Source organism: Ruegeria conchae (genome assembly GCF_000192475.1).
In the GTDB taxonomy this organism is placed as follows: domain Bacteria; phylum Pseudomonadota; class Alphaproteobacteria; order Rhodobacterales; family Rhodobacteraceae; genus Ruegeria; species Ruegeria conchae.
Genome location: NZ_AEYW01000004.1, coordinates 138,174 through 163,312, shown reverse-complemented (window position 1 = coordinate 163,312; position 25,139 = coordinate 138,174). Strand labels below are relative to the sequence as shown.

The 25,139-nt window shown below is 57.3% G+C and carries 34 protein-coding genes; 14 read left to right on the top strand and 20 right to left on the bottom strand.

Annotation, left to right across the window (positions count from 1 at the left end; all coding sequences use genetic code 11):
• Positions 1-135: 135 nt before the first annotated feature.
• The 3 genes from G7G_RS0103830 to G7G_RS0103820 all read left to right on the top strand — a co-directional run bounded on the left by G7G_RS0103830 (position 136) and on the right by G7G_RS0103820 (position 2,932).
• On the top strand, positions 136-2,163 hold the full coding sequence (locus G7G_RS0103830) for an NADPH-dependent 2,4-dienoyl-CoA reductase (RefSeq protein ID WP_010438579.1): 2,028 nt from the start codon (positions 136-138) through the stop codon (positions 2,161-2,163).
• 128 nt (positions 2,164-2,291) lie between these two features.
• On the top strand, positions 2,292-2,543 hold the full coding sequence (locus G7G_RS0103825) for a hypothetical protein (protein WP_029621703.1): 252 nt from the start codon (positions 2,292-2,294) through the stop codon (positions 2,541-2,543).
• Positions 2,540-2,932 (top strand): hypothetical protein, encoded by a 393-nt coding sequence (locus G7G_RS0103820; protein ID WP_010438577.1) that lies wholly within the window; start codon positions 2,540-2,542, stop codon positions 2,930-2,932. The genes G7G_RS0103825 and G7G_RS0103820 overlap by 4 nt, the downstream gene beginning before the upstream one ends.
• Here G7G_RS0103820 and G7G_RS0103815 read toward each other — a convergent pair.
• Complete coding sequence (locus G7G_RS0103815) at positions 2,915-3,253, bottom strand: antibiotic biosynthesis monooxygenase family protein (protein ID WP_010438576.1); 339 nt, start codon at positions 3,251-3,253, stop codon at positions 2,915-2,917. The genes G7G_RS0103820 and G7G_RS0103815 overlap by 18 nt on opposite strands.
• Positions 3,250-3,573: an NIPSNAP family protein gene (locus G7G_RS0103810; RefSeq protein WP_010438573.1), complete on the bottom strand. Its 324-nt coding sequence runs from the start codon at positions 3,571-3,573 to the stop codon at positions 3,250-3,252. Before G7G_RS0103810 ends, G7G_RS0103815 begins: the two co-directional genes overlap by 4 nt.
• A gap of 72 nt (positions 3,574-3,645) precedes the next feature.
• Here G7G_RS0103810 and G7G_RS0103805 point away from each other — a divergent pair, with 72 nt between their 5' ends.
• Complete coding sequence (locus G7G_RS0103805) at positions 3,646-4,326, top strand: ArsR/SmtB family transcription factor (RefSeq protein ID WP_010438572.1); 681 nt, start codon at positions 3,646-3,648, stop codon at positions 4,324-4,326.
• 3 nt (positions 4,327-4,329) lie between these two features.
• Here G7G_RS0103805 and G7G_RS0103800 read toward each other — a convergent pair whose 3' ends face one another.
• Positions 4,330-4,770 (bottom strand): DUF4399 domain-containing protein, encoded by a 441-nt coding sequence (locus G7G_RS0103800; RefSeq protein ID WP_120981280.1) that lies wholly within the window; start codon positions 4,768-4,770, stop codon positions 4,330-4,332.
• Positions 4,771-4,998: 228 nt separating this feature from the next.
• Here G7G_RS0103800 and G7G_RS0103795 point away from each other — a divergent pair, with 228 nt between their 5' ends.
• Positions 4,999-5,904 carry a LysR family transcriptional regulator gene (locus G7G_RS0103795; protein ID WP_010438570.1) on the top strand — a complete coding sequence of 302 codons (906 nt, stop codon included), beginning with the start codon at positions 4,999-5,001 and terminating at the stop codon, positions 5,902-5,904.
• A gap of 81 nt (positions 5,905-5,985) precedes the next feature.
• On the opposite strand, the gene G7G_RS0103790 is transcribed toward G7G_RS0103795, so the two are convergent.
• The 5 genes from G7G_RS0103790 to G7G_RS0103770 form a co-directional block, all read right to left on the bottom strand.
• Positions 5,986-6,801 carry a DUF2189 domain-containing protein gene (locus G7G_RS0103790; RefSeq protein WP_010438569.1) on the bottom strand — a complete coding sequence of 272 codons (816 nt, stop codon included), beginning with the start codon at positions 6,799-6,801 and terminating at the stop codon, positions 5,986-5,988.
• Between the two features lie 148 nt (positions 6,802-6,949).
• A complete protein-coding gene (locus G7G_RS0103785; RefSeq protein ID WP_010438568.1) occupies positions 6,950-7,852 on the bottom strand; it encodes an OmpA family protein in 903 nt (300 codons plus the stop codon).
• On the bottom strand, positions 7,849-8,406 hold the full coding sequence (locus tag G7G_RS0103780) for a peroxidase-related enzyme (protein WP_037320730.1): 558 nt from the start codon (positions 8,404-8,406) through the stop codon (positions 7,849-7,851). The genes G7G_RS0103785 and G7G_RS0103780 overlap by 4 nt, the downstream gene beginning before the upstream one ends.
• A 25-nt stretch (positions 8,407-8,431) precedes the next feature.
• Positions 8,432-9,142, bottom strand: coding sequence for a GNAT family N-acetyltransferase (locus G7G_RS0103775; RefSeq protein WP_010438565.1), 711 nt, complete (start codon positions 9,140-9,142; stop codon positions 8,432-8,434).
• Positions 9,139-9,861 carry a competence/damage-inducible protein A gene (locus tag G7G_RS0103770; protein WP_010438564.1) on the bottom strand — a complete coding sequence of 241 codons (723 nt, stop codon included), beginning with the start codon at positions 9,859-9,861 and terminating at the stop codon, positions 9,139-9,141. Before G7G_RS0103770 ends, G7G_RS0103775 begins: the two co-directional genes overlap by 4 nt.
• 51 nt (positions 9,862-9,912) lie before the next feature.
• Here G7G_RS0103770 and sfsA point away from each other — a divergent pair, with 51 nt between their 5' ends.
• The 3 genes from sfsA (at position 9,913) to map (ending at position 12,192) form a co-directional block, all read left to right on the top strand.
• Positions 9,913-10,626 carry a DNA/RNA nuclease SfsA gene (gene sfsA / locus G7G_RS0103765; protein WP_010438558.1) on the top strand — a complete coding sequence of 238 codons (714 nt, stop codon included), beginning with the start codon at positions 9,913-9,915 and terminating at the stop codon, positions 10,624-10,626.
• A gap of 49 nt (positions 10,627-10,675) precedes the next feature.
• The gene (locus G7G_RS24195; protein WP_139056592.1) at positions 10,676-11,245 is read left to right on the top strand and encodes a hypothetical protein; all 570 of its coding nucleotides are present in this window, start codon (positions 10,676-10,678) and stop codon (positions 11,243-11,245) included.
• A gap of 134 nt (positions 11,246-11,379) precedes the next feature.
• Complete coding sequence (gene map / locus G7G_RS0103760; protein ID WP_010438556.1) at positions 11,380-12,192, top strand: type I methionyl aminopeptidase; 813 nt, start codon at positions 11,380-11,382, stop codon at positions 12,190-12,192.
• Here the strand turns inward: map and G7G_RS0103755 are convergent.
• Genes G7G_RS0103755 through G7G_RS0103740 form a run of 4 tightly spaced genes read right to left on the bottom strand, consistent with a single transcriptional unit; the run spans position 12,180 to position 14,787 of the window.
• Positions 12,180-12,359, bottom strand: coding sequence for a hypothetical protein (locus G7G_RS0103755; RefSeq protein ID WP_010438555.1), 180 nt, complete (start codon positions 12,357-12,359; stop codon positions 12,180-12,182). The two genes, map and G7G_RS0103755, sit on opposite strands and share 13 nt — an antisense overlap.
• Positions 12,360-12,384: 25 nt before the next feature.
• Entirely contained in the window at positions 12,385-13,020 is a 636-nt protein-coding gene (locus tag G7G_RS0103750; RefSeq protein WP_010438552.1) for an HAD family hydrolase, read from the bottom strand.
• 1 nt (position 13,021) lies between these two features.
• The gene (gene rsmD / locus G7G_RS0103745) at positions 13,022-13,579 is read right to left on the bottom strand and encodes a 16S rRNA (guanine(966)-N(2))-methyltransferase RsmD (protein WP_010438549.1); all 558 of its coding nucleotides are present in this window, start codon (positions 13,577-13,579) and stop codon (positions 13,022-13,024) included.
• Entirely contained in the window at positions 13,576-14,787 is a 1,212-nt protein-coding gene (locus G7G_RS0103740; RefSeq protein WP_010438547.1) for an NAD(P)/FAD-dependent oxidoreductase, read from the bottom strand. Before G7G_RS0103740 ends, rsmD begins: the two co-directional genes overlap by 4 nt.
• Positions 14,788-14,886: 99 nt before the next feature.
• Between G7G_RS0103740 and G7G_RS0103735 the strand changes: the two genes are divergently transcribed.
• From G7G_RS0103735 to G7G_RS0103720, 4 genes are all read left to right on the top strand, one after another.
• Positions 14,887-15,372, top strand: coding sequence for a peroxiredoxin (locus tag G7G_RS0103735; RefSeq protein WP_010438545.1), 486 nt, complete (start codon positions 14,887-14,889; stop codon positions 15,370-15,372).
• A 102-nt stretch (positions 15,373-15,474) separates the two neighbouring features.
• Positions 15,475-15,720, top strand: coding sequence for a glycine zipper 2TM domain-containing protein (locus G7G_RS0103730; RefSeq protein WP_010438542.1), 246 nt, complete (start codon positions 15,475-15,477; stop codon positions 15,718-15,720).
• 11 nt (positions 15,721-15,731) lie between these two features.
• Positions 15,732-16,079, top strand: a complete 348-nt coding sequence (locus G7G_RS0103725; protein WP_120981282.1) for an EF-hand domain-containing protein — start codon at positions 15,732-15,734, stop codon at positions 16,077-16,079.
• Between the two features lie 25 nt (positions 16,080-16,104).
• Positions 16,105-16,413: a hypothetical protein gene (locus tag G7G_RS0103720; protein WP_010438538.1), complete on the top strand. Its 309-nt coding sequence runs from the start codon at positions 16,105-16,107 to the stop codon at positions 16,411-16,413.
• Here the strand turns inward: G7G_RS0103720 and G7G_RS0103715 are convergent.
• The 4 genes from G7G_RS0103715 to G7G_RS0103700 are packed head-to-tail and all read right to left on the bottom strand — an operon-like array spanning position 16,396 to position 19,153.
• Complete coding sequence (locus G7G_RS0103715) at positions 16,396-16,701, bottom strand: 4a-hydroxytetrahydrobiopterin dehydratase (protein ID WP_010438537.1); 306 nt, start codon at positions 16,699-16,701, stop codon at positions 16,396-16,398. The genes G7G_RS0103720 and G7G_RS0103715 overlap by 18 nt on opposite strands.
• Positions 16,698-17,885, bottom strand: coding sequence for a GNAT family N-acetyltransferase (locus tag G7G_RS0103710; protein WP_010438534.1), 1,188 nt, complete (start codon positions 17,883-17,885; stop codon positions 16,698-16,700). Before G7G_RS0103710 ends, G7G_RS0103715 begins: the two co-directional genes overlap by 4 nt.
• A 45-nt stretch (positions 17,886-17,930) precedes the next feature.
• A complete protein-coding gene (locus tag G7G_RS0103705) occupies positions 17,931-18,701 on the bottom strand; it encodes a glycerophosphodiester phosphodiesterase family protein (RefSeq protein ID WP_010438530.1) in 771 nt (256 codons plus the stop codon).
• A complete protein-coding gene (locus G7G_RS0103700) occupies positions 18,698-19,153 on the bottom strand; it encodes a RidA family protein (protein ID WP_010438528.1) in 456 nt (151 codons plus the stop codon). Before G7G_RS0103700 ends, G7G_RS0103705 begins: the two co-directional genes overlap by 4 nt.
• 296 nt (positions 19,154-19,449) lie before the next feature.
• Here G7G_RS0103700 and G7G_RS0103695 point away from each other — a divergent pair, with 296 nt between their 5' ends.
• Complete coding sequence (locus G7G_RS0103695; RefSeq protein ID WP_010438526.1) at positions 19,450-20,265, top strand: MlaA family lipoprotein; 816 nt, start codon at positions 19,450-19,452, stop codon at positions 20,263-20,265.
• Entirely contained in the window at positions 20,255-20,863 is a 609-nt protein-coding gene (locus G7G_RS0103690) for an MlaC/ttg2D family ABC transporter substrate-binding protein (protein WP_010438523.1), read from the top strand. The genes G7G_RS0103695 and G7G_RS0103690 overlap by 11 nt, the downstream gene beginning before the upstream one ends.
• Positions 20,864-20,940: 77 nt before the next feature.
• Here the strand turns inward: G7G_RS0103690 and G7G_RS0103685 are convergent, their stop codons facing one another.
• The 4 genes from G7G_RS0103685 to G7G_RS0103670 are packed head-to-tail and all read right to left on the bottom strand — an operon-like array spanning position 20,941 to position 25,110.
• Complete coding sequence (locus G7G_RS0103685) at positions 20,941-22,038, bottom strand: ABC transporter ATP-binding protein (RefSeq protein ID WP_010438520.1); 1,098 nt, start codon at positions 22,036-22,038, stop codon at positions 20,941-20,943.
• A gap of 5 nt (positions 22,039-22,043) precedes the next feature.
• The gene (locus G7G_RS0103680; protein ID WP_010438517.1) at positions 22,044-22,943 is read right to left on the bottom strand and encodes a carbohydrate ABC transporter permease; all 900 of its coding nucleotides are present in this window, start codon (positions 22,941-22,943) and stop codon (positions 22,044-22,046) included.
• The gene (locus G7G_RS0103675; protein ID WP_010438514.1) at positions 22,936-23,808 is read right to left on the bottom strand and encodes a carbohydrate ABC transporter permease; all 873 of its coding nucleotides are present in this window, start codon (positions 23,806-23,808) and stop codon (positions 22,936-22,938) included. The genes G7G_RS0103680 and G7G_RS0103675 overlap by 8 nt, the downstream gene beginning before the upstream one ends.
• A gap of 57 nt (positions 23,809-23,865) precedes the next feature.
• The gene (locus tag G7G_RS0103670) at positions 23,866-25,110 is read right to left on the bottom strand and encodes an ABC transporter substrate-binding protein (RefSeq protein WP_010438511.1); all 1,245 of its coding nucleotides are present in this window, start codon (positions 25,108-25,110) and stop codon (positions 23,866-23,868) included.
• Between the last annotated feature and the right edge of the window lie 29 nt (positions 25,111-25,139).

Sequence of the window (25,139 nt, the reverse complement as noted above, 5' to 3'; positions counted from 1 at the left end):
GCGGCCTCATGAACATGCTTTTAAGCGTCTGTAGCAAGCACTGCGCAAAACGCAAAGGGAATGACGTTAGGTTTCGCGTGACAACGGTGACGCGAAGGTCAATCTGACGGACAAAGTCGGGAGGGAGAGTTTGCCATGACTGCGTACCCAAACATGCTGGCCCCGCTGGATCTGGGCTTCACCACGCTGAAGAACCGCGTGCTGATGGGCTCGATGCATACCGGGCTGGAAGAGACTGGCGACTGGAACCGTGTCGCCGAGTTTTACGCGGATCGCGCGCGTGGCGGTGTGGCCTTGATGGTGACGGGTGGGATTGGCCCGAACCTAGAGGGCTCGGTCCTGCCCGGGGCCTCGATGATGACCAATGAAACAGAAGTGGCAAACCATTCCATCGTGGCCAAACGCGTGCATGAGGCGGGTGGCAAGATCGCAATGCAGATTCTGCATGCGGGGCGGTACGCCTATGGGCCGAAATGCGTGGCCCCCAGCCCGGTGAAATCTCCGATTTCTCCGTTTCCGCCGCATGAACTGGACGAAGAGGGCATCGAAAAGCAGATCAGCGATATCGTCAACGCCGCTGTTCTGGCCCAGAAGGCGGGCTATGACGGGGTCGAGATCATGGGGTCCGAGGGGTATTTCCTGAACCAGTTCCTCGTGACCCACACCAACAAGCGCACCGACCGCTGGGGTGGATCCTACGAAAATCGGATGCGCCTGCCCATCGAAGTGGTACGCCGCACGCGCGAAGCCGTGGGGACCGATTTCATCATCATCTATCGCCTGTCGATGATTGATCTGGTGCCCAATGGGTCGACCCATGACGAAGTCGTTGAACTTGCACAACGGATTGAGCAGGCCGGGGCCACAATCATCAACACAGGGATCGGCTGGCATGAGGCGCGGATTCCAACGATTGCCACGAGCGTACCCCGTGCGGCCTTCGCGTGGGTCACAAAGAAACTGATGGGCAAAGTTGGCATCCCGGTGATCACCTCGAACCGGATCAATTCGCCTGAAGTGGCCGAAGAGGTTTTAGCAACCGGCTGCGCTAACATGGTGTCTATGGCCCGTCCGATGTTGGCCGATGCGGATTTCGTTAACAAAGCAATTGCCGGTGAGGCAGCGAAAATCGCCCCGTGCATCGCCTGCAATCAAGCTTGCCTGGATCATACCTTCAGCGGCAAGCTGACCTCGTGTCTGGTCAACCCGCGTGCCTGTCATGAGACCGAATTGGTGATCGGCAAGTCCGCGGTACGCAAGACCGTGGCCATTGTCGGCGCGGGACCTGCCGGTTTGTCGACCGCGATGACTGCTGCCAAGCGCGGCCATGACGTAACCTTGTTTGATCGCGCCGCTGAGATCGGTGGGCAGTTGAACATGGCCAAACAGGTGCCGGGGAAGGAGGAGTTCTGGGGGCTGGTCGACTGGTACCGCACCATGATGGACGATCTGGGTGTGACGGTCGAACTGAACCGCGAAGTCAGCGCGGATGATCTCACCAGTTACGATGAAGTGGTCATCGCCACCGGTGTCACCCCGCGCGATCCGCAGATCCCCGGACAAGAGCAAGACAATGTGCTCAGCTACATCGACGTGCTGCGCGACAAGGCCGAGATCGGCAAATCGGTTGCTGTGATCGGGGCCGGAGGCATCGGGTTCGACGTCTCCGAATTCTTGCTGGAAGATGGCCACAGCCCGACCACGGACCTGCCTCTTTGGATGAAGGAATGGGGCGTCACTGACCCGGCCGAACATCGCTCGGGACTGGCACCCGAAGGTCCGCAGCCTGAGGCGCCCGCGCGGCAGGTCACGTTACTGCAACGCAAAGCACAGCGTCACGGCAAGGGGCTCGGCAAGACAACGGGTTGGATTCACCGTGCGACCCTAAAGATGAAAGACGTTAATTTCGTAGGCGGCGTGAATTACGAGCGCATCGATGATGACGGCCTGCATGTGAGCTTTGGCGAAGCCCACGAAGACCCGACTGTGATCCCGGCTGATACGATCGTACTGTGCGCGGGTCAGGTCTCGGACCGTTCACTGGCAGATGAGCTAATTGAACGCGGGATAACACCTCATGTGATCGGCGGCGCAGATGTGGCCGCCGAGTTGGACGCAAAGCGCGCGATCAATCAGGGGACGCGGCTGGCGGCAGAGCTCTGACCAGCGGTTGCGCGAGCATTTTCAACCTGCAGGGTTGTCAAATCAGACCCCAACAGGCCGCTTCGTTGGAGGTGGTCTTTTTCTTTGGCCATATTGACTCATATGGTACCTTGGTACATATGTACGCCATGATTGAAAAACCCGAACGCATCCAGACCGGAATACGAATCGAAAAACGCCTGCTGAAAGTCCTTAAAGGGTTGGCGGAATCTCTGGACATGTCCGTTGGTGACTTGATCGAGGGCATCGCCTTGCACAGTTTTGAGAACAAGCCGCCTTTCACGCCTCAGACACTGAAAAAGATCCGTCAGTTGAAAGAGGTCTACGATCTGGACTGGACCGCGGAGCACAGCCATAAATTCGCGGAGGCCAAGGAATGACCAAAACAATCCAAGTATCTGACATCACCGTGGCGTTCGAAGCTCATACGATCGACAATACGAAATTCGGGCATGCCCAGCATGTGCAAGTGGCCTTTGACCTGCTGAGGAAATACGATTTCATCGACGCGGCTGCGATCTATGCCAAAGGTATTCGCACGTTGGCGACAAATGCCGGTGCACCAGGGAAATTCAACCTGACAATCACGTACGCGTTCATGAGTCTGATTGCCGAACGTATGGCCCAAGGTCCGAACCATAGTTTTGAGGCTTTTATCGCTGACTATCCTGAGCTGATGTCAAAGAACGCTCTTGAGCGCTTGTATGCAGATGACAGGCTGAACTCTGATCTGGCGCGTGGTATTTTCCTTCTACCCACTGCCGCTTGAACGCGGTGCTTGTTCGCGATCATTCAAACTGTAATCTCGGATCACGGACGCCACACGCAGACGATAATCCTTGAACAACCCGGTGCGACCTTGACCTTGTGCAGCCCGGTGCCGGACAGTTTGGCGCCAGATGGCAACGGCCTGTTCATCCCGCCAGAACGACAGCGACAAGTATTTGCCCGGTGTTGACAGGCTTTCAAACCGCTCGACCGAGATAAAGCCTTCGATCTGGTCCAGCAGCGGGCGCAGGTCGGCAGCGATGTCCAGATAGGTCTGGGTTTCGGCATCGGCGGGTTCGACATCGAAAATTACGGCAATCATGCGCCATCCCCATGCGGGGTTGAGACGCATCTGAGCCAGGTCCGATCCTCGCGCGTGATGAAGCGTTCTTTTTGCGCAAAGGCATAATTCTCTTGCCCCAGTGGATCGGCTGACAAACGCGCGCGGTAGGCTTCGTATTCAGCAAGGTTAGGAATGTTGTAAATCCCATAAGCCAGTGTCGATGACCCCTCGTACGGTGCGAAATATCCGATCAGATCAGCCCCGCATCGCGGAATCGCCTGTCCCCAATTGCGCGCATAGGTCTGAAACTGCTCTTTTTTCGTCGGATCGATCTGGTATTGGATTATACAAGTGAGCATAGATGCCTCCAGTTGATAATTGGCAAAGAATAACCTCTTGGATGCGGCTTATGTTTCGACTATGGTCGAAGCATGCGAGACGGACCGGATATTGCACAGATCGCGGCGCTGATTGGCGATCCTGCGCGTGCCAATATGTTAACAGCACTGATGTCGGGCAAAGCGCTGACGGCTGGCGAACTGGCGCGTGAGGCCGGGATCAGCCCCCAAACCGCAAGCTCACACCTGAAAAAACTGCTTGCAGGCAGCCTGGTCCGGGTGCGTGGACAGGGACGGCACAAATATTATGGACTGTCCGGAGAAGATGTGGCGCATGTGCTGGAAAACCTTATGGGGCTGGCTGCAGGGCGTGGCCATCTGCGAACGCAGACCGGACCAAAAGATGCGGAATTGCGGTCAGCACGGGTTTGCTACAACCATCTTGCGGGCAGCCGTGGGGTGCAGATGTTCACCGCCATGCAGAAACAAGGATATCTTGAGACAACGGAAGACGCGGTTCACCTGACCGAAGAGGGCACTCAATTCTGCACCGGCTTTGGCATCGATCTGGAAGGACTCGGCCGCAGCCGCGCACCGCTTTGCCGCCCCTGTCTAGACTGGAGCGAACGGGAAACGCATTTGGCCGGCAAACTCGGCCGCGCCATGCTGACCCGCATGGAAGAGATCGGCTGGCTAGTGCGTATACCTGACAGCCGCATCATCCGCTTTACCCGAACAGGAGAAACTGAGTTCGACGCACAATTCAGCGCTTAACTATTACTCTACAGTGATTGTAATCACCTCTGAAACGATTGGCGTCGCGTGGGGTACATGACCCGCATCACCCAACACAAGCTGCAAAGTGTGTTCCCCCGGGCCCAATTCCAGCGTGACCTCGGTCTGGCCGCCGCCAAAGTGGATGTGGTTGTCATCTGCGGGCAGCCCATAGGCCAGTTCATCCGCGCCGTCTTCACCCTGCCCCAACGGAGGACGATCAACCAGAAGGTGATGGTGGCCCGTGTTCTCCTTTTCGGTTCCGGCAGGAGCAACACCCATCCCACTTAGGCCAAACACGATCGTGACGGGTGATTGTACGGTGTCTCCGTCAGTCAGATTTGCGAAATAAACCCTGGCATCAGGGTTTGACGGCGTTTCTCCCCCGGCCGACGCGAGAGTTGCGGACAGGCACAGGGCGGCAGCAGCAAATAGGGCTTTCATGATCTCCTCCATGGTCACAAAAATGCCATTCTCATCATAGCACGATAGAGAAAAAGTCCAGATATCGGTTATTTGTGTTGGGTGTTAGGAATTACAGCACGGCAACTTCGGCGTTTCCCAGTCGCAAACGATCCCTATCAAAACCCTGATATTATCTCATGTCTGCCCAGTTCTCGCCCAGATTGATCGCAATAAAGAGACAACGAACAGAAGACCTGGGGAACGAGAATGGATCGACTGACCGAAATGGAGGCCTTTTCCAACGTGGTGGACCAGGGTGGTTTCACCGACGCGGCCAAAAAAATGGGTATCTCCAAATCAGCCGTGTCCAAACACGTGTCGAGCCTTGAGGCGCGGCTGGGTGCGCGACTGCTAAACCGCACCACACGCCGGGTTTCACCGACCGAGATTGGACTGGCCTATTATGATCGCGCCCGGCGCGTGCTCAACGACGCGGGCGAGGCAGATGCGCTTGTAACCTCGATGCAATCCGACCCTTCTGGTCTGCTGCGGATCAGTGTGGCGACGGATTTCGGCGTCAATCACCTATCACCTGTGCTTTCGGAATTCCTGTCTGCCTATCCCGATATCACCGTGAACATGGTGCTGAACAACCGTTACGTCGAACTGATCTCGGAAGGCTTTGACGTGGCCGTGCGCATTGGGGAACTGGAAGACAGCACCTTGCGCGCCCGCAAACTGACCGAAACCGTAAAACGCATGGTCGTAGCGCCCAGCTATATCGAGCAGTTTGGGCGCCCGCAAAAGATCGACGACCTGAATGAACACAAGCTACTGCACTATTCGAGTCAGTCCTCGGGCAGCGTTTGGAAATTGACCGCGCCGTCGGGCGAGAAACGTCAGGTGCGCACCGCTGGTTGGTTAAGCGTAAATGACGGACAGTCGCTGTTAAACGCCGCAATCTCGGGCCTTGGGATCGCACATCTGCCCAGCTATCTCTATGCCGACGCGCTGAAATCGGGCGAGGTGGTGGATGCGATGCCTTCGCTTCCGGACGAGGTGCAAGGCGTTTACGCAGTTTATCCGCCGGGCCGGTTCACCCAGCCCAAGGTGCGTGCTTTCATCGATTTTCTGGTCGCATCCTTCGCTGAAAAAGGTCCGATGGATTGGTAGAATTCTCCCTGTGGAACCTAAATGACCCGCGCTGATCAGTGCGGGTCTTTTTTTGTCGCTCGTTCGATCTGAATCTGCCGGTCAAACCTCAGCAGGTGATACAGCCCGCTGATACAGGTGCCATGTGGTGTGACCCAGGATCGGCAGTGTAAAGACAAGTCCCAAAAACGCGGGTGCCAGTGATATCAGCATGGTGACCGAAATGATCGCAGCCCAGCCGAGCATCACCACCGGATTCTCGGAGACGGCGCGAACCGAGGTAAGCATGGCAGAGACGAAATTGGTTTCACGATCCAGCAGCATCGGCATGGCGATAACGGTTACCGAGAACAGCACAGCCGACAGAAACGCCCCGACGCAGGTGCCAATCGCAAGGAAGGTCCAGCCCTGCGGCGTGAAAAGCACGATGTTCAAGAACCCCTCAAAATCGGAAAATGACGCTTTTTGCAGAGTGATCGCCAGCCAAAGGCGGATTTGATAGGTCCAGACCCAGAATATGAACAGGGTGACGAAGGCCATCCAGCCCAGCTCGCGTTTGCGTTGATTGGCCATGACGGTGAGGATTTCGGACCACCCGAAGTTTTCCCCTTTTTGCAAGCGACGGGACATCTCATAGAGCCCCGCGGCTGCGAAGGGCGCGACCAGCGGAAAGCCTACCGCCGCAGGAATGATCATCCAGATCTTGCCAAGCCAAACCAGGCACCAGACGAACAGGATGCCGAAAACCGCATAGAACAGGCCGAAAAAACCGCTCATGACCGGGCGTGCGAGGAAGTCGGAAAACCCGGCCTTGAGCGATGCGGTGATATCTGCCGCTGTCAGCCTGTTGACCTCGGGCATGGCTGGTTGTGGGGCCATGTTGTCCGGCGGTGTGGAATCGTCGGTACTGGAAGCCATGACGCACTCCTCCCTAAGCTTGGTGGCGGGTGGGACTGCCTTCCAACAAGTCCGACAGCAAGGCAGATGCCCCGTTCATCTGCAAGTGTGCATCAGGGTGCGGCATCAGGGCAAGAGGGGCGCAGAGCGACTGCGATGCCTGCGCCCGTCAGTTAACCAGCAATACCGCCTCGACCCGGCGATTGATATCTCGACCCTCGGGTGTGGCGTTCGAGGTGATGGGCGCAAGATAGCCCACACCCTGCGCCTCGATCCGGTCGGCGGCAACGCCATGCGCTTCAATCAGGCGCGCGCGCACGGCTTCGGCCCGTTTGGTACTGACCGCAATATTGGCTGGCAATGCACCCGTATCATCCGTGTGTCCGACCAGCGCCAATCGGGTCGAAGGATTGTCGGCCAGATAACCCGCAAGCAGCGCCAGCGAGGCGAAAGGCCCCTCGCCCAGCGCGACTTCGCCGGTGCGAAAGTGCAGGTCATCAAGGATGACATGTCCGGTGCTGCTGAGATCGCTGAGCAACCCGGCAGGGCCTTCAACGGTTTCCTCGATCACCAATGTCGGCGCGGGCTGCGTGCCCAGTGGGGTCACCCGGATCATCTGCACATAGCCATCCGGCGGATTACGGCTGACCAGCAGGCTCAGCACCTCGTCGCCGCGGGTGGCGGACAGAAAGCGGTAATCGTGGATCGCCACATACATGTCGGGCGTCGGCACCACCTCGGTGCCAAAGCGGAAATCGAACCCGCCACAATTGCGCGCCTCGCATTCAAACGCGATCTCGAAACCCTGCGCCTGAAGCTGACCCCGCAGAGGCGCAAGGATTTGCAGCGTTGTGCTGGACCCCGCCTGAAGCCGCCATGTCAGCCGCTCAACACGCCCCTCGACATTGCGGGACGGAATTGCGCCGTCGGCAAACACGCCGGTTGGCAGGTCGTAACTGTCAAGCGCGCTGGTGCGGTCAGATATCTGCCGGGCGCCCGTAGGAAAGTTCAACTCCTGCGCCAAGGCAGGCGCGGCCAGCAAAGCAATACAGATGAACAGGGTTCGGATCATCGGAACTGGGCGTGATACTCGGGGTTCGGGACCATCGCAGTGGCACTGGCCACGCGGTTGGTCATATTGAAGAAACCGGTGACATTGGCAATGTCCCAGATATCGCGATCCGAAAACCCGACATCACGTAAAAGCTGGCGATCGGGCTCTTCGATTGTGGTGCTGGCGGTGGTCATCTTGGCTGCGAAATCCAGCATTGCACGTTGGCGCGCGTCCAATTTGGCGACGCGGTAGTTCATGACCAGCATCTCACCCAGCTGCGGATCGCCCGAAAGCTGCCGCACCGCTGCGCCATGAGCCACGAGGCAGTAGAAGCATTTGTTGATCGAGGACACCACGACCGCGATCATCTCGCGCTCCAGTTTGGACAGCCCGCTGTCGGCCAGCATCAGATCATTATACATCGAAGTGAAGGCGTTCAGCTTGTCGATATCGAAGGCATAGGCGCGCAGGACATTCGGCACCATTCCCAGTTTCTCAACACAGATATCAAAGTATTTCTGCGTCTCTGACGGTAGTGGGTCCACCATTGGCAGATCCAGGGCAGTGGGCATGTCCTGTTTGGTCAATTCGTCCTCCTCAGGCGCGCTGGCGATAGTGGTATTCTCCGACGATCTTCATCCCCAGCGAGTGGTAGAGGCCATTGGCCCCCTCATTCGCCTTGGTACAGATCACGCTAAGCGTCTGCGCGCCATTGTCCAGCGCCCAAAAGGCCGCGGCGCGCATGGCCCACTGGCCCAACCCCTTGCGGCGGTGATCCGGCAGGATTTCCAGCGCATGAACCATCGCGATACCTTCATGGATCGCCACGAAGCCGGTTCCTGCGGGCTGATCGCTGTGGCGCAACAAAAGGCCGGTCTTTGGGCCCGGTGCCCGGTACATGATGGCAATCCGTTCGGGGCCGATACCGCCCTGCGCCCAGATCTCACGCATGATGGCCAGCGGTTCCCAGATGTTGAAGACAGTCACGCGCGGGATCGGGATATCGGTCAACTGCTGCGCCAGGCAGGAATAAATATTGACCGGATCAAGGATGTCGTAGCCGCGTTGCGCAAGCATTGCATCTAGCGCCTCATCCCCCGGACGCAGGCAGAAGATGCGTTTTTGACCCATCGCCTGCATGGCGCTTTCGGCTGCATCGATATCGGCGCTGGTGACGTCCCCGGTGCGATTGGCGGCAGAGACGCGTGAACCTCCGCCCTGTCCTTGCCGCAGTCGAAATGGGCCTTGCGTTTGATAGCCGGCGGCAGGCCATGTGCCATCGACAACGGCGGCCCAATCGGGATTCAAAGCTCGATCTCTTTCGCAAGGCGGGTCATGGCGGCATCGATCCGTCCACCCTCGGTGCCGCGCACGACGACGTTGGCTCCGAAGACGCCATTCGTCTGAAACGGATAACATCCGATCGAGAGGTCGCCGAAATCTTTCGCGAGCGCGGCCAAGGTCGACGCTATATCGCCCTCACCTCTGTCCACACGCAGAGTCTGCGACAACAGCGGGTTGCCTCCGGTAAGCAAAGGTAAAACACTCGCCACCATCGCCTGAAAAACCAACGGTACTCCGGCCATGACATGGACGTTTGCAATCGTAAAGCCGGGCGCGGTCGAGACCGGGTTGTCGATCAATTCCGCCCCGTCCGGGATACGCGCCATACGCAGGCGAGCGTCGTTCAGCTCCAGCCCGGATTTCTCATAATGCGCTTCAAGCAGCGCCCGCGCGTCGTGGCGAACATCGATATGCGCGCCAAAAGCTCGAGCGATGCAATCGGCGGTGATATCGTCATGGGTCGGGCCGATGCCGCCACTAGTAAACACGTGGTCATTGGCCTGGGACAGCGCCCTGACTGCCGCCTCAATCGCGGGCGCATCATCACTGACAATGCGCACCTCTTTCAGATCGATGCCGTGTTTGGTCAGCTCTCCAGCCAGATAATGCATATTGGCATCGCGGGTGCGGCCCGAGAGGATCTCATCCCCGATCACCAACATTGCAGCGGTTGGATTGGCCATGGCGCGCCCTCCCTCTTGATCGACCGTTAGGGCAGGTATAGGCCCTAGGCCATGCGATTTGAAACCCCCCTTATCCCCGCCCGACTGATCCGCCGCTACAAACGCTTTTTAGCCGATTGCAGGCTGGAAGACAGGCGCGAGGTAACAGCCCATTGTGCCAATCCGGGTTCGATGATGGGGCTGGCGGAGCCGGGTGAGAAAATCTGGCTGGAGCCGAATGATGATCCGAAGAAAAAGCTGAAGTACGGCTGGCGGCTGGTTGATCATGAGAACGGGCATTTCACAGGAGTCGACACATCCGTCCCAAACAAGGCGCTTCGGGCGGCGCTTGAGGCACGCGAAATCCCGGAATTGGCGTCCTATGAAACCGTGCGCCCCGAGGTCAAATACGGTGAAAACAGCCGCATCGATTTCTTGCTGACCCAGCCGGGTTTGCCGGATGCCTATGTCGAGGTCAAAAGCGTCACCCTATCGCGCCAACCCGGTCTGGCCGAGTTTCCCGACAGCGTGACCGCACGCGGCACTAAACATCTGGGCGAACTGGCGGCTATGGCGGCACAAGGGCATCGGGCGGTGATGCTGTATCTGGTGCAGCGGACCGATTGCGACCGGTTTGCGCTGGCGGCGGATATTGATCCGACCTATGCGGCGGCGTTTGAAGTAGCGCGGGCACAGGGGGTGGAGAAGTTGGTTTACGGGACGCAGATTTCGCCAATGGGTATTTTGGTAACTCGTCAATCAATTGTTGAGAGAAAACTCAGATGAATCCGACTATTTCTATCGAATTTGCCTAGGTTTCTCAAAGGACAACTGAATGACTGCCCCATCGAAGACCGAGAACACCCGCTTAGAAAAGCGTATTCGAACAATCTCACTGACTCTAATGATTTTGGGTGGCATACCTGTATTGGCAAGATTTTTTGGTGTAGGGTTTATTCCCTCTCCAGTTTGGCTTTCCTTGGCATTTTGGCCTGCATGCATAGTGGGAGCAATTTCAGGAGCAACAGCACTTTGGGCGGTTCATCTTAGCTTATCGGAAGGCATCCTATTCTCAGAGCCAATAAAAACAACATTGTCTATATTGTTCATGCCTTTGGCAGGTGCGTTTGCGGGGTTTCTTGTAGTGGCGGCGACGATCCCTATGGTTATTTCTCTTCCCTCTTTTCGCACGGTAGAAATAACATTTGTTGTTAGTGATCCCAATATGGGAGATTATCGGAGGTGCCCTAGGCCAATCGCTCTGAAAGACACGGCGCGTGCCGTTAACGTCGTTTGTGATGTCCCGAACAGTATTCGCAGACGTTTGCGAACCGGAAGGAAGATTATTCTTGTTGGCCCCGGAAGCAGTGTCGGCGTATTTCCAACTCACTTTCGTCTACCTTGATCACTAAGAGCCCTTATCAGTCTCTGTATTAAATCAAATTAACTGAAAAACATCCACGACCGCACACCCTCTGGTACTTTCTGCGCAAGCAGCGTAAAAGAAGTGCTGCGTGAAATATTTGGAGTCTCGCACCGATGAAAGAACATCGTGGCCGTCTGACCAAGGATGGCATCCGTATCTACGAACAGAGTGACTTTGCCGGAATGCTTGCGGCAGGGGCGCTGGCTGCGCGGATATTGGACGATATTGCTGATCATGTTTTTGTCGGTCAGACCACCGGTGCGATTGACGGTCTGATCACTCAAATGGTCGAGGACGCAGGCGCTGAATCGGCGACCATTGGCTATAAAGGTTATCAGCACGCAAGTTGTATCAGCGTGAACCATGTAGTCTGTCACGGCATCCCCGGCGAGAAGAAGCTGAAGGATGGCGATATCCTGAATATCGACGTCACTGTGATCGTCGATGGCTGGTTTGGTGACACCTCGCGTATGTACGTGGCTGGTAAGCTTCCGCGTAAAGCCGAGCGGCTGATTCAGGTGACCCATGATGCGCTGTTCAAGGGCATCGATATGGTCAAGCCGGGTAATACCTTCGGGGATATAGGCCATGCCATTCAGGCCTATGTCGAGGCGCACCGGATGAGCGTTGTCCGCGATTTCTGCGGCCATGGGCTGGGCCGTGTTTTCCACGCGCCGCCCAATGTCCTGCACTATGGCCGTCCGGGTACAGGCGCGGTTTTGGAAGAAGGCATGTTCTTCACCATCGAACCGATGGTCAATCTGGGCCGCCCCGAAACCAAAACACTTGCCGATGACTGGACTGCCGTGACTCGCGACAAATCTCTGTCGGCGCAGTTTGAGCATTCGGTGGGTGTGACGACCGATGGGGTTGAGATTTTCACCCTGTCACCGGGTGGCAAATATCACCCGACTTATTCGTCCTGATCAGTCGCCTGATCGCGTAAAAGTTTCAGCAACAACGTCTCATCGCGCCAGGGGATCACCGCGTCGTTGATAAACACCGGCGCGCGCATCGGTTTGGTCGGCGGCCCGGTGGTGGCGTCGCTGTCTGTCAAAAAGCCCCAAAACGGAGGTGTGATGGCGCGGTCCATGGGCCGACCTTAGCATATTTCTCGGTCAGAGTCCCAAAAGCCCCGGCACGTGTGACATATCCGTGAAGACCTCGGCCCCCAGCGTTGCCAGCCGCGCGCCGTCGTCGTGGGCTGCATAGGCGAGGCAGCGCATATTGGCACGGATGGCGGCGGTGACGCCGTTCTCACTGTCTTCGATCACGACCGGCGATTTGGCGCCAAATTGCTGCGCCGCTGTCAGGAACAGGGTGGGGTCAGGTTTACCTGAGCCCAGCACATGGGCCGAAAACATGACCGTGCTGAACCGCTCCCACAGACCGTTCTGACCCAGAGTAATCTGCATTTTCTCTGGCCTGCCATTTGAGGCGACACAATAAGGAATGCTGGCTGCATCCAATTGCGTCAGCAATTCTGGGATGCCTTCAACCAAAGGAGTGCCCGCTCGCAGCCTCTCATAGATTTCCGAGTAGATTTGATCGGTCCAGTCGTCAGGCAGATCCGCACCGAGATCGCGCGCCTTGTCTCGGACACCAGTCATCGTACCACCGACGAAAAGAGACATGCACTCTGCAAGGGTCAGGTGCAGACCATATTGGGCCAGATTGTCGATCATGACCTGATTGGACAGAACCTCGCTATCAACCAGAACCCCGTCGCAATCGAAAATGACCAGATCATGCATATCAGTCCTCAGTTCGCCACATCAGCGAAATGCAGGTGTCGCCATATTTTCGCGCGTCATGCAGAGTGAACCCATTTGGAGCAATCATGGGGGCGTTTTCCTCCCACACGATCAGGGCGTCCTGGGCCAGCCAGCCACCTTTGGTGGCCGCCGCTAGCGCCTTTTGACCCAGGTCTTTGCCATAAGGCGGATCAAGAAAGACCAGATCGCATGCGTCGCCTGGGTTTTCCCCCAACCGCGTTGCGTCACGTCTGATCAGAGTGGTCTGGTCCCGACTTCCGGTCAGATCGATATTCTTGCGGATCAGACCCTGCGCAATTCGCCCATCATCGACAAACGTAACATGGGCCGCTCCGCGCGACAGCGCTTCAAGCCCCAACGCACCAGTACCTGCAAACAGGTCCAACACGTGCAGACCATCAATGTCGATCTGATGGTTCAGGACGTTGAAAAGGCTTTCCCGCACCCGATCGGTAGTGGGGCGCAGATGGGCGCCCGCATCGCCTTTACCGACCGAGGCCAATGCCCGGCCCCGGAAGTTACCGGCGATAATCCTCACGCTTTGAGCAGCGGTTTCAAGTCCGCTTCTGGGTCAGCCACCACCGTCGGATCAGCTGTTTTACCCGCATCGATCAGGCGTTTGCCGACCATATAAGCGCGTGGGTCGTTCATCGCGTCGACCGCAATCAGCTGATCGCCTTTATAGTACCAGAAGGACACCGTCGCGCCTTCACCCTTGCGGGCCACGACGCGATCATAGCCTGTATTTAGGCCCGCAATCTGCAGCTTGACGTCGTACTGATCCGACCAGAACCACGGCGTCGCGGTATAATTCTTGGCAGCACCCAGCATGTTCTGGGCCACGATCTCGGCCTGGTCGATGGCGTTGGGCACGCTCTCCAGACGAATGCGGCCCTCACCATGCGGAAAGGATGCACAATCACCCGCAGCCCAGATTGACGGGTCCGAGGTGCGGCCATGGGCATCGGTTTTGATACCATTGTCCAGCTCCAACCCCGCCATTTCAGCCAGTTGCGTTGAGGGCGCGATGCCGACCCCCACCACAACGAAATCTACCTTTAATTCGGTGCCATCGGACAGAATAGCACCCGTCACCTTGCCATCTTCACCAACCAAACGATCCAGCCCAACGCCTTCGCGAATGTCGGCTCCGTATTCTGTATGAAGCGTACGGAAATAGTCGCTGGTCTCTTTCGCCGCGACACGCTGCAGGATGCGGTCGGCCATCTCGACCAAGGTCACTTTGACCCCACGCTTGGCACAAACCGCGGCGGCCTCGAGCCCGATATAGCCGCCACCGACGATCAAAGCGCGCGCGCCGTCGGTTACCCGAGGCTCCATCTCGTCGATATGCGCAAGATCGCGCACCACATGGACGCCTTCAAGATCGCCACCTATGGCTGCAGGCAGTCGACGCGGATCAGAGCCTGTGGTCAGAGCCAACTCATCATAGGCGATCACGTCATCACCTATCGTTACCGTTTTGGCCTTGGGGTCAATTCCGGTCACACGCTGCCCCAGTCGCAGGGTGATGTTGTTCTCGGCATAGAAGCTCTCGGGTCGCAGGAACAGGCGTTCCAACTCCATCTCGCCCAACAGGTAGCCTTTGGATAATGGCGGGCGCTGGTAGGGCAGGTGCGGCTCGGCACCAATCAGGGTGATGTCGCCTTCAAAGCCGTCCTTGCGCAACCGCGCCACGAGTGAAGCACCAGCCTGCCCTGCCCCGATCACGACGATATGGCTCATGTTGTGCTCCCCTGCAGAATTCCGATGGTCTCTTTCTTTCGACAACCTATATTGCGACAAAGCCCGACTCTGCAAATCCAAATGACAGGAGCTTAATAAATGATTTCAACAGGTGACATGCTGCCCGACGCGACGCTGATTCAGATGGGAGCCGATGGCCCTGGAGAGGTGCGGATTTCAGAAAAAACCAAAGGGCGCAAGGTGGTGATTTTTGCTGTGCCGGGCGCATTTACCGGGACCTGCACGACCGCGCATGTCCCAAGCTTCATGCGGACAAAAGGCCAATTCGACGCAAAAGGAGTTGATGAGATCATCTGTATTTCGGTCAACGATCCCTTCGTGATGGGCGCCTGGGGTGAAAGCACCGGAGCAACTGCCGCAGGACTGACCATGCTGGCCGACGCCGCATCGGAATTCACCAAGGCGGTAGGCATGGATTTCGACGCGCCACCGGTTGGTCTGCTGGCACGGTCCAAGCGCTATGCCATGTTGGTCGATGACGGCAAGGTAATCGCCTTGAACATCGAAGAGAATCCGGGCGTTTGCGAGATTTCGGCTGGCGAAGGTCTGCTTGAAACCTTCTGATCCCGGTTGGCCCCGGCATCACCGGGGCCACATGAAACGCATTTAACTTGATGCAACGACCCGATGTGCCAATACTTGGACATACAACCCGGGAGTTCATTGATGCGACTGAAATTAATCACTTTGATTCTTGGTGGTGCCGGCGCCTTAGCCGCGTGCGGCCCTGCCCCTACACCCCAGCAACAAGCTGCTCGGCAACACGAGATCGCTTGTCTGAGCGGCACCATAGGCGGCGCATTGATCGGCGGAGTGATCGGCAATCAATTTGGCGGTGGATCGGGCAAAACCATTCTGACGGCGGCGGGCGCTGCTGCAGGTGGGTTGTCTGGCGAACGTTACGCATGCTGAGGAGATTGGATTTGAAACAAGCATTGATGATCATCGCTGTCATTCTGATGTCTGGCACCGCAAGCGCCGAAAGTGTCGCAGAACTGCACGAGGCCGAGCTGAACAATATCGACAAGAACAATGATGGGTTTCTGTCCCGGGACGAATTCAAAGCTTTCTCGGATTATGCGTTTCAAGCGATGGACGAAGACAAGAACGGCACACTTGGCCTGGATGAAGCTAAACCGTTCCTAGACATCAAGCAGTTTCAGAATGTTGACCGCGATGGAGATAACACTATCTCACGGCCAGAGTACGACGCCCAGATGGACAGCGATTTCACCTCGGCTGATCTGGATGGCAATGGGCAATTAAACTAGTGCTCAATCAATCAGGAGGCGTAAGATGACGAGATGGATCAGCCTCGGCGCGCTTCTGGCGCTCGCGGCTTGTGATGTACCGCAATCACCGGTTGTTACCGGCCCAGACGGACAGACCCGTATTCAGATCAATACCGCCGGTTTGACCTGTTATGAGACGCGATGCCTCGACATCAACCCGTCGACCCGCAGCGTCCGCTCGGTCGGCAGCCGCACGATCAGAATTCCGGCCAATATCGATATCAGCGGAGGAACCATTTCTCCAGATGATTTCAAACAACTAGGAACCGCTGCGTTGCTGGCAGGTGGTGCAGGGTCAGCTGGCGACCGATAGAAGGCTATCCATCTTGCGCGCCAGCTTGGCGTCTTGTGCGGACAGGCCGCCAACATCATGGGTGGACAGCACCACCTCGACTGTGCGGTAGACATTCGACCATTCGGGGTGGTGGTTCCATTTCTCAGCCCAGATCGCCACCTGCGTCATCCAGCCGAAAGCGGCGACAAAACTATCGAAGATGAAGGTCTTTGTGATCGCATCGCGGTCCTCAACCATGGTCCAGCCATTTCTGAACAGCGGGTCCAGCAGCGGGCCGCGGGTCTCGGTTGACAGAAGTTCGGTCATTGCTGTTCCTCCGGGTTCGATTTCCTGAACGGGCCATAATCCGTCAGAATCTCGATCTCTTCTCCCACTGCGTGGGCTTCGGCGTCCAGATATTTCTGAACTGCATCAGCAAAACCCGGATCACCGACCCAGTGCAAGCTATGCGTGCGGGTCGGCATATAACCGCGCGCTAGCTTGTGCTCGCCCTGGGCACCTGCCTCAACCCGGGCCAGCCCTTCGGCAATGGCAAAGTCGATCGCCCTATAATAGCACAGTTCGAAATGCAGGCAGGGATGGTGTTCCACGCAGCCCCAATAGCGGCCATAGAGCGTTTCCCGGCCGATGAAATTCAAGGCCCCGGCTACCGGATATCCGTTGCGTTCGGCCAGCACCAGAGCGATGTCATCTGTCATGGTTTCCTGAGCGATATCAAAGAATTGCCGCGTCAGGTAGGGCGATCCCCATTTGCGCGCGCCGGTGTCCTGGTAGAACCGCCAGAAGGCATCCCAGTGCTCGGGCCGCAGATCATCGCCTGTGATCGTACGAATCTGCCCGCCGAAGTCACAGGCCTGCTCGCGTTCTTTCCGGATATTTTTGCGTTTGCGCGAAGATAGCGCTGCCAGAAACCCATCGAAATCGGTGTATCCATCATTGAGCCAGTGAAACTGCTGCGAATGCCGGACCATCAGGCCCATCTGTTCACCAGCCAGCGCCTCGGCCTCGGTGCAGAAGGTGGCGTGCAGTGAGGAGATGCGATTTTCGGCGGCTAACTGCACCGCGCCTTGCACCAGCGCTGACATGCCCACCGCATCATAGCCGGGCCGCACCAGAAAACGTCGGCCTGTTGCGGGTGTAAATGGCGCAGCGATCTGCAGTTTCGGATAGTATCGCCCGCCTGCACTTTCATAAGCATGGGCCCAGCTGTGATCGAAGATGTACTCACCCTGCGAATGCGACTTGGCATACATCGGCGTCGCACCGATCAGCATTCCATCAAGATAAGCCGTCAGATATTGCGGCTGCCAGCCTGTGCCGCGTCCGACTGAACCGCTTTCTTCCAAAGCCAGCAAAAATCGGTGTGTGGTGAACGGATCATGCGGTCGCCCGCCATCAGCAACCTCAGGACAGGCGCAACTGTCCCAATCGCCCGCTGTTATCTGCGATAGCGATGTCAGAACCCGAACCTCAATCTGTGCCTGATCCATGTCCCCTCCGCGCTGCACCTTTATCTGTGATCGCGCGCGGCAGGATCAAGCGGGATATTCGGCCAGATAGCCTTCGAAGGTCACATTATCGGCAACCCTGCGCGCCTCGGCCTCTTGTTCAGGCGAGCGCACCGTCCAGCACAGGATCGGCACACCTTGCTCCTTCAGCTCGGCGACCCGTGGTCGGTCAAGATCAGAAGCTTCATGGCTGATGAAACTGGCCCCAACACGGTCAAAATCCGGGATATTGCGCAGATGGTCGCAAATGGATTGCGGCAAAAGCTCGGCCTTTGGGTCGTAAGAGCCGGTAACGAGACCGCGCGGTAGGTGTGGCGCAAGGCGCGCGAGTTCGGCAACCGCGTGTGGGTTGAATGACATTAGTGCGACCAGTCCGACATAGCCTTTCAGCGCACTTACTACATCCGCTTCCAACGCACCGATATCAGGTCCCATTGCCCCATCCTGATCCTTCAGCTCAATCAGAAGAGGCACCCGACCGGCAACCATGTTCAACACCTCTTCGAATGACGGGATACTCTCACCGTCGGAATGCAGCAGAGGCTGCGCCTGAGCCTGCGCCGCAGTGATTTGCTGAATAGGTCCCGCGCGTCCGGTCAGGCGAGTCATGTCATAGTCATGAAACACCATCGCACGGTTATCGCGCGTGCGCTGCAGATCAATTTCAATGCCATATCCCGCGTCGATCGCAGCACGAATGGCGGACCGGCTGTTCTCGGGCCGCTGGTCTGCAACGTCATGCAGCGCCCGATGTGCAATCGGGCGCTTCAGAAACTCAAGGGGCAGCGAAGGTGTCATTGAACCTCGAAGATGCCTTCGATTTCGACCGCGACGCCCAGCGGCAGCGACGCCGCGCTGACGGCTGAGCGCGAGTGACGACCAGCCTCACCCAGCGCCTCAACCAGAAAATCGGACGCGCCATTGATCACCTGCGGTTGCGCGGTGAAATCAGCAGTCGAGTTCACGAAACCAGTCAGTTTGATCACCCGCACCAGTTTGTCGATATCGCCGTCGCACGCCGCTTTTACCTGAGCCAGCAGATTGATGGCGCAGACCTTGGCCGCAGCCGCACCTGCCTCAATATCCATGTCATCGCCCAGCTTGCCTGTGATCAGATCGTCCGCCTTGGAGATTTGGCCCGACACATAGACGATGTTGCCGATGCGCACGAACGGAACGTAGTTTGCTGCGGGCGCGGGCGCGTCCGGTAAATTGACACCCAAGCTATCCAGTTTTGCTGCAATACTCATGTGGTTGATCCTCATCTCACAGTGATTCCGCGCGGACGCTAACCGGGAACGCAGGTTTCGGAAAGCGGGAAAGCGGTAATTTTCTTAAGGCCTGCGAACTGCGCGGGTGTTCTCCTGTTCAGGAAGTGTTGAATTCGTGTCACTTTACGACCTCCCACCTACTGAGGTAAACGCGAGTCGTTGTTTCATATTCCGCGCGAAACCTCTATGTGAGACGAATTGCGCACCATGAGCGCAATGGCCGTATTGATTGAAGGCCCGGCACACCACCGGGTATTTTTGGAGTAAGGAAGACAGTGCCAAGCTATATTCGCCTGAAGCACCTATTCATATTCGCCATCATGACGGTTCTGTCGGCATGCGCAACGCAGCCACAGGACGCTGCCGCGCGAGGTGAGATTTTCGACCCTTACGAAGGTGCCAACCGTGGCATTCACAAGTTCAATCTGGGCGTTGACCGGTTCCTGTTCCGTCCAGCCTCAAAAGGCTATGTGAAGATCGTGCCCGATCCGATGGTCACCAGCTTCAATCACTTTGCTGAAAACCTGACCATGCCAGGGCAGGCTCTGGATTATCTGTTGCAAGGCAATCTGAAACAATCGGGCAACGCGTTGCTGCGCTTTCTGATCAACTCGACCGTGGGTGGATTTGGCCTGTCCGCTCCAGCGGATGAATTGAACCTGCCGCCCGTCGACACTGATTTCGGAGAAACCTTGCATGTTTGGGGTGTCAGCGAGGGCGCCTACGTTGAACTTCCTTTCTATGGCCCGTCGACCGCGCGTGATGCTGTCGGCGTCGTATTCAATCTTTTCTCGAACCCAATTAACTTCTCTCCGGTGCGTCCGGTCGACAACATTGGTGTCTATGCCGAGGTTGTGCGGCGCATGGGGGATCGTGGACGGTTCTCGGATACGGTCGATTCAATTCTTTATGACAGTGCCGATAGTTACGCGCAGGCACGTACGATCTATTTGCAAAATCGCCGCTTTGAACTGGCAAGGGATGATGAAGACGCCTATCTGGGTCTGTATGACGATCCCTACGCCAACACCGGGACCGACCCTGTCAGAGACCCCTATCTTGACCCGTATGAGGACCCCTATGCCGAATAACCTGTTGAACAGACGCCGATTTGTAGCCGCTGCCCTGACCGGGATGACAGTTGCCGCATTGCCTCTGCCCGCGTTTGCGCTGACCGAAGCGCAGGCCAAGCAACTGGTCAACAGCGTGGTGGCCGATATCACGCGTATCATCGACTCGGGTAAATCCGAGAACGCGATGCTGCGCGATTTTCAGAAGATTTTCGTTCAATACGGTGATGTGCCGATCATGGCCCGCTATGCGTTGGGGGCGGATGCACGCTCAGCCTCGTCCGCACAACTGCGCCAGTTCACCAAGGCGTTTGAGGGCTATATCTCGCGCAAATATGGCCGCCGGTTCCGCGAGTTCATCGGCGGTGAGGTCACCGTGCGCAACGCGCGCAAGATCAAAACCGGATACGAGGTCAGAACCTCAGTCAAACTACGCGGCTCGTCCCCGTTCGAAGTGACATTCTTAGTGTCCGACAAGTCTGGCCGTGGCAAGTTCTACAACATGTTCATCGAAGGCGTGAACCTGCTGCTGACCGAGCGCACTGAGATCGGTGCCATGCTGGATGCACGTGGCGGTGACCTAAATCGCCTGATCAAGGACCTGAAAAACACCGGCTGATCCTGATATCCGAAAACGAGCGTGCCGCCGATTAACACCGGCGGCACAGTCGCGATCCGTTGCCTGAATCCACGGAATCAATTCAGCCGTTCACCGGTTTCCTTGGCGAAATACGACACCTTGCTCATGTCGAAAGCCAGGTTCAACATCTGGCCCGCCTGCGCGCTGGTTTCGGCATGCAGGCGCGCTGTGACCTGCTTGCCCCCCAGTTCCGACACCACATAGGTGTCGGCCCCCGCAGGTTCGACCATATCGACCATGCAGGCCGCCTCTTGCACACCTGCCCCGGCGCGGAAACCGGCCTCGGCGATGTCTTCCGGGCGTAGACCGAGGATGACATCCTGCGGCAGTTCCGGTGCGCGCGCATCGGTTAAGACCAGCGTATCGCCGGTTTCTCGCGTGATCGAAATCTGCGTCCCCGAACCATTGTTCGATGCCTGTGCTGGGATCAGGTTCATCGCCGGAGAGCCCATAAAATCCGCAACGAAAAGGTTGGCCGGGTTATTGTAGATCTCGGCCGGCGTTCCGATCTGCTGCACGATCCCGCCTTTAAGTACGACGATCTTGGTCGCCAGCGTCATCGCTTCGATTTGGTCGTGGGTCACGTAAACGATCGAAGCGTCCAGCGTCTGGTGTAGCTTCTTGATCTCAGTCCGCATCTCGACCCGCAACTTGGCATCAAGGTTCGACAGGGGTTCGTCAAACAGGAACAGCTTAGGATCACGCACCAGCGCCCGACCCATTGCGACCCGTTGACGCTGACCGCCCGACAATTGGCTTGGGCGGCGGTTGAGCAGCGGTTCGATCTGCAGCAGCGACGCGACCTCTTTCAGCTTGGCATCCTGAGTGGCCTGATCGACCCCACGCACTTTCATGCCGAAGGTGATGTTCTTGGCGACCGACATGGTCGGGTACAAAGCGTAGGACTGGAACACCATCGCGATGTCGCGGTCCTTTGGGCTGACATGAGTCATGTCGTTGCCGCCGATGGACAATGTGCCGCCGGTGATCTCCTCCAGCCCCGCGATGCAGTTCAGCAGGGTGGATTTACCGCAGCCTGAGGGGCCGACAAGCACCAGGAAATCGCCCGGTTCAATCGAGATGTTGATGTCTTTCAGAATTTCGACAGGGCCGTAATTCTTGTAGAGTTTGTTGATATCAAGGATGGGAGCCATGGGTCTTATCCCTTCACTGAGCCAGCGGTCAGGCCGCGGATGAAATACTTACCGGCAACGACATAGACGAGCAGCGTCGGCAGACCCGCGATGATCGCGGCGGCCATGTCGACGTTGTACTCTTTGACGCCGGTGGTGGAGTTTACGATGTTGTTGAGCGCCACAGTCACGGGCTGCGTGCCCGCCTGGCTGAATGACACGCCGAACAGGAAGTCGTTCCAGATCTGCGTGAACTGCCAGATGACGGTCACCACGATGATCGGCAGCGACAGCGGCAGGAAAATCGACCAGAAGATCCGCATGAACCCGGCCCCATCGACGCGCGCAGCCTTGGTCAACTCAGCCGGAATAGTGACATAGTAGTTGCGGAAGAACAGCGTGGTGAAGCCCAACCCATATATCACGTGGACAAAGATCAGACCCGGAATGGTTCCTGCGATTCCCATGATGCCCAGAAGGCGCGCCATGGGCAGCAGAACCACCTGGAACGGGATAAAGCAACCAAACAGCATCAGCGAGAAGATGATATTCGCGCCTTTGAACCGCCACTGCGCCACGACGTAGCCATTCAGCGCACCCAACAGGGTGGAGATCGCGACCGCAGGCACCGCGATCAGGACCGAGTTCCAGAAATAAGGCCGCAGACCTTCACACTGGATACCGGTACAGGCGCCAGACCATGCAGTTTTCCAAGCGTCAAAGCTGACTTCGCGTGGCAGTGAGATCAGCGAGCCTGTGCGTATTTCCTCAAGGCTCTTCAGCGATGTGGTCAACATCACGAACAGCGGCATCAGGTAATACAGCGCGAACAGGCCCAGCAGGACATAAAGCAACCAACGCAGGGCAATTTTGCCAGTGGCGCTTTGGGTACGGGTTTGGGTTTGGGGCATCGACAGATCAGTCATTTTTCGCCCTCAGCTCTGAGTAAAGATAGGGAACCACGATGGCAAAGACGACCAGCATCATGATCATTGCGGATGAAGCCGCCTGACCGATATCGCCGCGCGAAAACGCCATGGCGTACATATAAGTGGCAGGCAAATCAGTCGCGTAGCCCGGACCGCCACCCGTCAGGGCGATGACAAGGTCAAAGCTTTTGATCGCGAGATGCGCCAGTACGATGAAGGCCGAAAGGAAGATCGGGGCCATCGAGGGGATGATGATCGCAGTATAGATGCGCCATGTCGGGATGCCATCGACCTGCGCGGCCTTGATGATCTCTCCGTCCACTGACCGCAGACCGGCCAGGAACAGCGCCATGACGAAACCCGAGCTTTGCCAGATCGCGGCCATCACGATGGTGTAGATGGCGTAATCAGGGTTCACCAACCAATCGAACTCGAAGTTTGCGAAGCCCCAGCCCTGCACCATGGATTCTATGCCCAGACCCGGGTTCAGAATCCACTTCCACGCGGTACCGGTCACAATCATCGACAATGCCATCGGGTAGAGGTAGATCGTGCGGATGGCTCCTTCGACGCGGATTTTCTGATCCAGCAGGATGGCCAGCAACAGGCCCAGTACCATCGCGATGACGATGAACAGCGCGCCAAAGATATACAGGTTGTTGATCGCCGTATCCCAACGGGGCGAGTCAAACAGGCGTTCGTACTGAATGAAGCCCTTGATCTCGTATTTCGGCAGTAGTTTCGATCGGGTTAGCGACACCCATGCGGTCCATCCGATAAATCCGTAGACAAAGATCAATACGGCGATGAACGACGGTGCCAGCACCACCTTGGGCAGGTGGTTTTCCAGCCATTCGGACATTTTAGCCTCCGGGGAAAGATGCTCTGCCCCTCAGTATAGGGGGCAGAGCGTATTGGATCAGTAGCTGTTTGCTACCGCGTCCGCCAATTGCTGAACCGCGTCAGCCGAGGACATATCCGAGTTGAAATGTGCGGTCACAACATCGGTGATCGCACCGGACTGCGACCCGCGCAGCGCCATGCCATGGGCGTAAGACGGCAGCAGCGAACCTGCGGCAGATGTCGAACCCATGTCTTCGGCCGACAGGTTGGCACAGATGTCAAAATCTTCCAGACCAACATCGGTCCGCGCAGGGATCGAGCCTTTGTTCAGGTTGAACACTTTCTGGAAGTTCGGTGCAACGATCAGCTTGGCGAGCAGGTCCTGACCGGCTTTCTTGTCATCGCCTTCCACGTCAAACATGGCAAAGCTGTCGACGTTGTACAGATACCCGTCGCCGGGGGTCGAGGCGCACAGGAAATCTTCGCCGGGCTTTTTGCCCGCCGCCAGGAATTCACCCTTGGCCCAGTCACCCATGATCTGGAACGCGGCTTCGCCGTTCATCACCATCGCGGTTGCGAGGTTCCAGTCGCGGCCCGAGAAGTTCTCGTCCACGTATCCGCGCAGGGTACGCATCTGATCAAACGCCTGCACCATGGTGTCCGAGGTCAACGCTTCGGGGTCCAAGTCGACCAGTGCTTTCTGGTAGAATTCAGGTCCACCGACGCCCAGCACAACTGCTTCGAATACGGTGGCGTCCTGCCATGCCTGACCGCCATGAGCCAGCGGGATCACACCGGCGGCTTGCAGTTTTTCGGCAGCGGCATTGAATTCATCCCAAGTGCTGGGCATTTCGATACCGTTTGCAGCCAGAACGTCCGCGTTGGCCCAGATCCAGTCAACACGGTGAACGTTCACCGGAGCCGCGCACCAGGTCCCTTCACACTTCATGTGGCCCGCGATCGACGCAGGCAGGACATCAGCCCAGCCTTCTGCCTCCGCCACGGCCGAGATGTCTGCCAGAACACCTTCTTCATACCATTCCTGAATGGCGGGGCCTTTCAGCTGAACAGCTGTCGGCGCGTTACCGGCCAGAACACGTGCGCGAAGCGCAGTCATGGCCGCATCACCGCCGCCACCTGCGACCGGCATATCGGTCCATGTGCCACCGTTCGAGGCAAACTCCTCCTGCAGAACCGCGACCGATTTCGCTTCACCGCCGGATGTCCACCAGTGCAGAACTTCTGCCTGCGGTTCGGCCACTACCGACGACCCGGCCGCAATGGCAAAGGTCGACACAGTGACAAATGCAAAACGCTTCATATTTGTTCTCCTCCCTGAGAATTCGGTGC

Bases quoted from the DNA above. Each gene is read 5' to 3' on its own strand.
- G7G_RS0103685 (WP_010438520.1), bottom strand. From the start codon at position 22,038: ATGGCTCCCATCCTTGATATCAACAAACTCTACAAGAATTACGGCCCT.
- G7G_RS0103785 (WP_010438568.1), bottom strand. From the start codon at position 7,852: ATGATCCGAACCCTGTTCATCTGTATTGCTTTGCTGGCCGCGCCTGCC.
- G7G_RS0103750 (WP_010438552.1), bottom strand. From the start codon at position 13,020: ATGCATGATCTGGTCATTTTCGATTGCGACGGGGTTCTGGTTGATAGC.
- G7G_RS0103670 (WP_010438511.1), bottom strand. From the start codon at position 25,110: ATGAAGCGTTTTGCATTTGTCACTGTGTCGACCTTTGCCATTGCGGCC.
- G7G_RS0103790 (WP_010438569.1), bottom strand. From the start codon at position 6,801: ATGGCTTCCAGTACCGACGATTCCACACCGCCGGACAACATGGCCCCA.
- G7G_RS0103820 (WP_010438577.1), top strand. From the start codon at position 2,540: ATGACCAAAACAATCCAAGTATCTGACATCACCGTGGCGTTCGAAGCT.
- G7G_RS0103825 (WP_029621703.1), top strand. From the start codon at position 2,292: ATGATTGAAAAACCCGAACGCATCCAGACCGGAATACGAATCGAAAAA.
- G7G_RS0103805 (WP_010438572.1), top strand. From the start codon at position 3,646: ATGCGAGACGGACCGGATATTGCACAGATCGCGGCGCTGATTGGCGAT.
- G7G_RS0103830 (WP_010438579.1), top strand. From the start codon at position 136: ATGACTGCGTACCCAAACATGCTGGCCCCGCTGGATCTGGGCTTCACC.
- G7G_RS0103705 (WP_010438530.1), bottom strand. From the start codon at position 18,701: ATGACACCTTCGCTGCCCCTTGAGTTTCTGAAGCGCCCGATTGCACAT.
- G7G_RS24195 (WP_139056592.1), top strand. From the start codon at position 10,676: ATGACTGCCCCATCGAAGACCGAGAACACCCGCTTAGAAAAGCGTATT.
- G7G_RS0103815 (WP_010438576.1), bottom strand. From the start codon at position 3,253: ATGATTGCCGTAATTTTCGATGTCGAACCCGCCGATGCCGAAACCCAG.
- G7G_RS0103780 (WP_037320730.1), bottom strand. From the start codon at position 8,406: ATGCCCACTGCCCTGGATCTGCCAATGGTGGACCCACTACCGTCAGAG.
- map (WP_010438556.1), top strand. From the start codon at position 11,380: ATGAAAGAACATCGTGGCCGTCTGACCAAGGATGGCATCCGTATCTAC.
- G7G_RS0103730 (WP_010438542.1), top strand. From the start codon at position 15,475: ATGCGACTGAAATTAATCACTTTGATTCTTGGTGGTGCCGGCGCCTTA.
- G7G_RS0103810 (WP_010438573.1), bottom strand. From the start codon at position 3,573: ATGCTCACTTGTATAATCCAATACCAGATCGATCCGACGAAAAAAGAG.
- G7G_RS0103715 (WP_010438537.1), bottom strand. From the start codon at position 16,701: ATGACCGAACTTCTGTCAACCGAGACCCGCGGCCCGCTGCTGGACCCG.
- G7G_RS0103690 (WP_010438523.1), top strand. From the start codon at position 20,255: ATGCCGAATAACCTGTTGAACAGACGCCGATTTGTAGCCGCTGCCCTG.
- G7G_RS0103735 (WP_010438545.1), top strand. From the start codon at position 14,887: ATGATTTCAACAGGTGACATGCTGCCCGACGCGACGCTGATTCAGATG.
- G7G_RS0103720 (WP_010438538.1), top strand. From the start codon at position 16,105: ATGACGAGATGGATCAGCCTCGGCGCGCTTCTGGCGCTCGCGGCTTGT.
- G7G_RS0103770 (WP_010438564.1), bottom strand. From the start codon at position 9,861: ATGGCCAATCCAACCGCTGCAATGTTGGTGATCGGGGATGAGATCCTC.
- G7G_RS0103795 (WP_010438570.1), top strand. From the start codon at position 4,999: ATGGATCGACTGACCGAAATGGAGGCCTTTTCCAACGTGGTGGACCAG.
- G7G_RS0103680 (WP_010438517.1), bottom strand. From the start codon at position 22,943: ATGACTGATCTGTCGATGCCCCAAACCCAAACCCGTACCCAAAGCGCC.
- sfsA (WP_010438558.1), top strand. From the start codon at position 9,913: ATGCGATTTGAAACCCCCCTTATCCCCGCCCGACTGATCCGCCGCTAC.
- G7G_RS0103700 (WP_010438528.1), bottom strand. From the start codon at position 19,153: ATGAGTATTGCAGCAAAACTGGATAGCTTGGGTGTCAATTTACCGGAC.
- G7G_RS0103800 (WP_120981280.1), bottom strand. From the start codon at position 4,770: ATGAAAGCCCTATTTGCTGCTGCCGCCCTGTGCCTGTCCGCAACTCTC.
- G7G_RS0103675 (WP_010438514.1), bottom strand. From the start codon at position 23,808: ATGTCCGAATGGCTGGAAAACCACCTGCCCAAGGTGGTGCTGGCACCG.
- G7G_RS0103710 (WP_010438534.1), bottom strand. From the start codon at position 17,885: ATGGATCAGGCACAGATTGAGGTTCGGGTTCTGACATCGCTATCGCAG.
- G7G_RS0103755 (WP_010438555.1), bottom strand. From the start codon at position 12,359: ATGGACCGCGCCATCACACCTCCGTTTTGGGGCTTTTTGACAGACAGC.
- G7G_RS0103740 (WP_010438547.1), bottom strand. From the start codon at position 14,787: ATGAGCCATATCGTCGTGATCGGGGCAGGGCAGGCTGGTGCTTCACTC.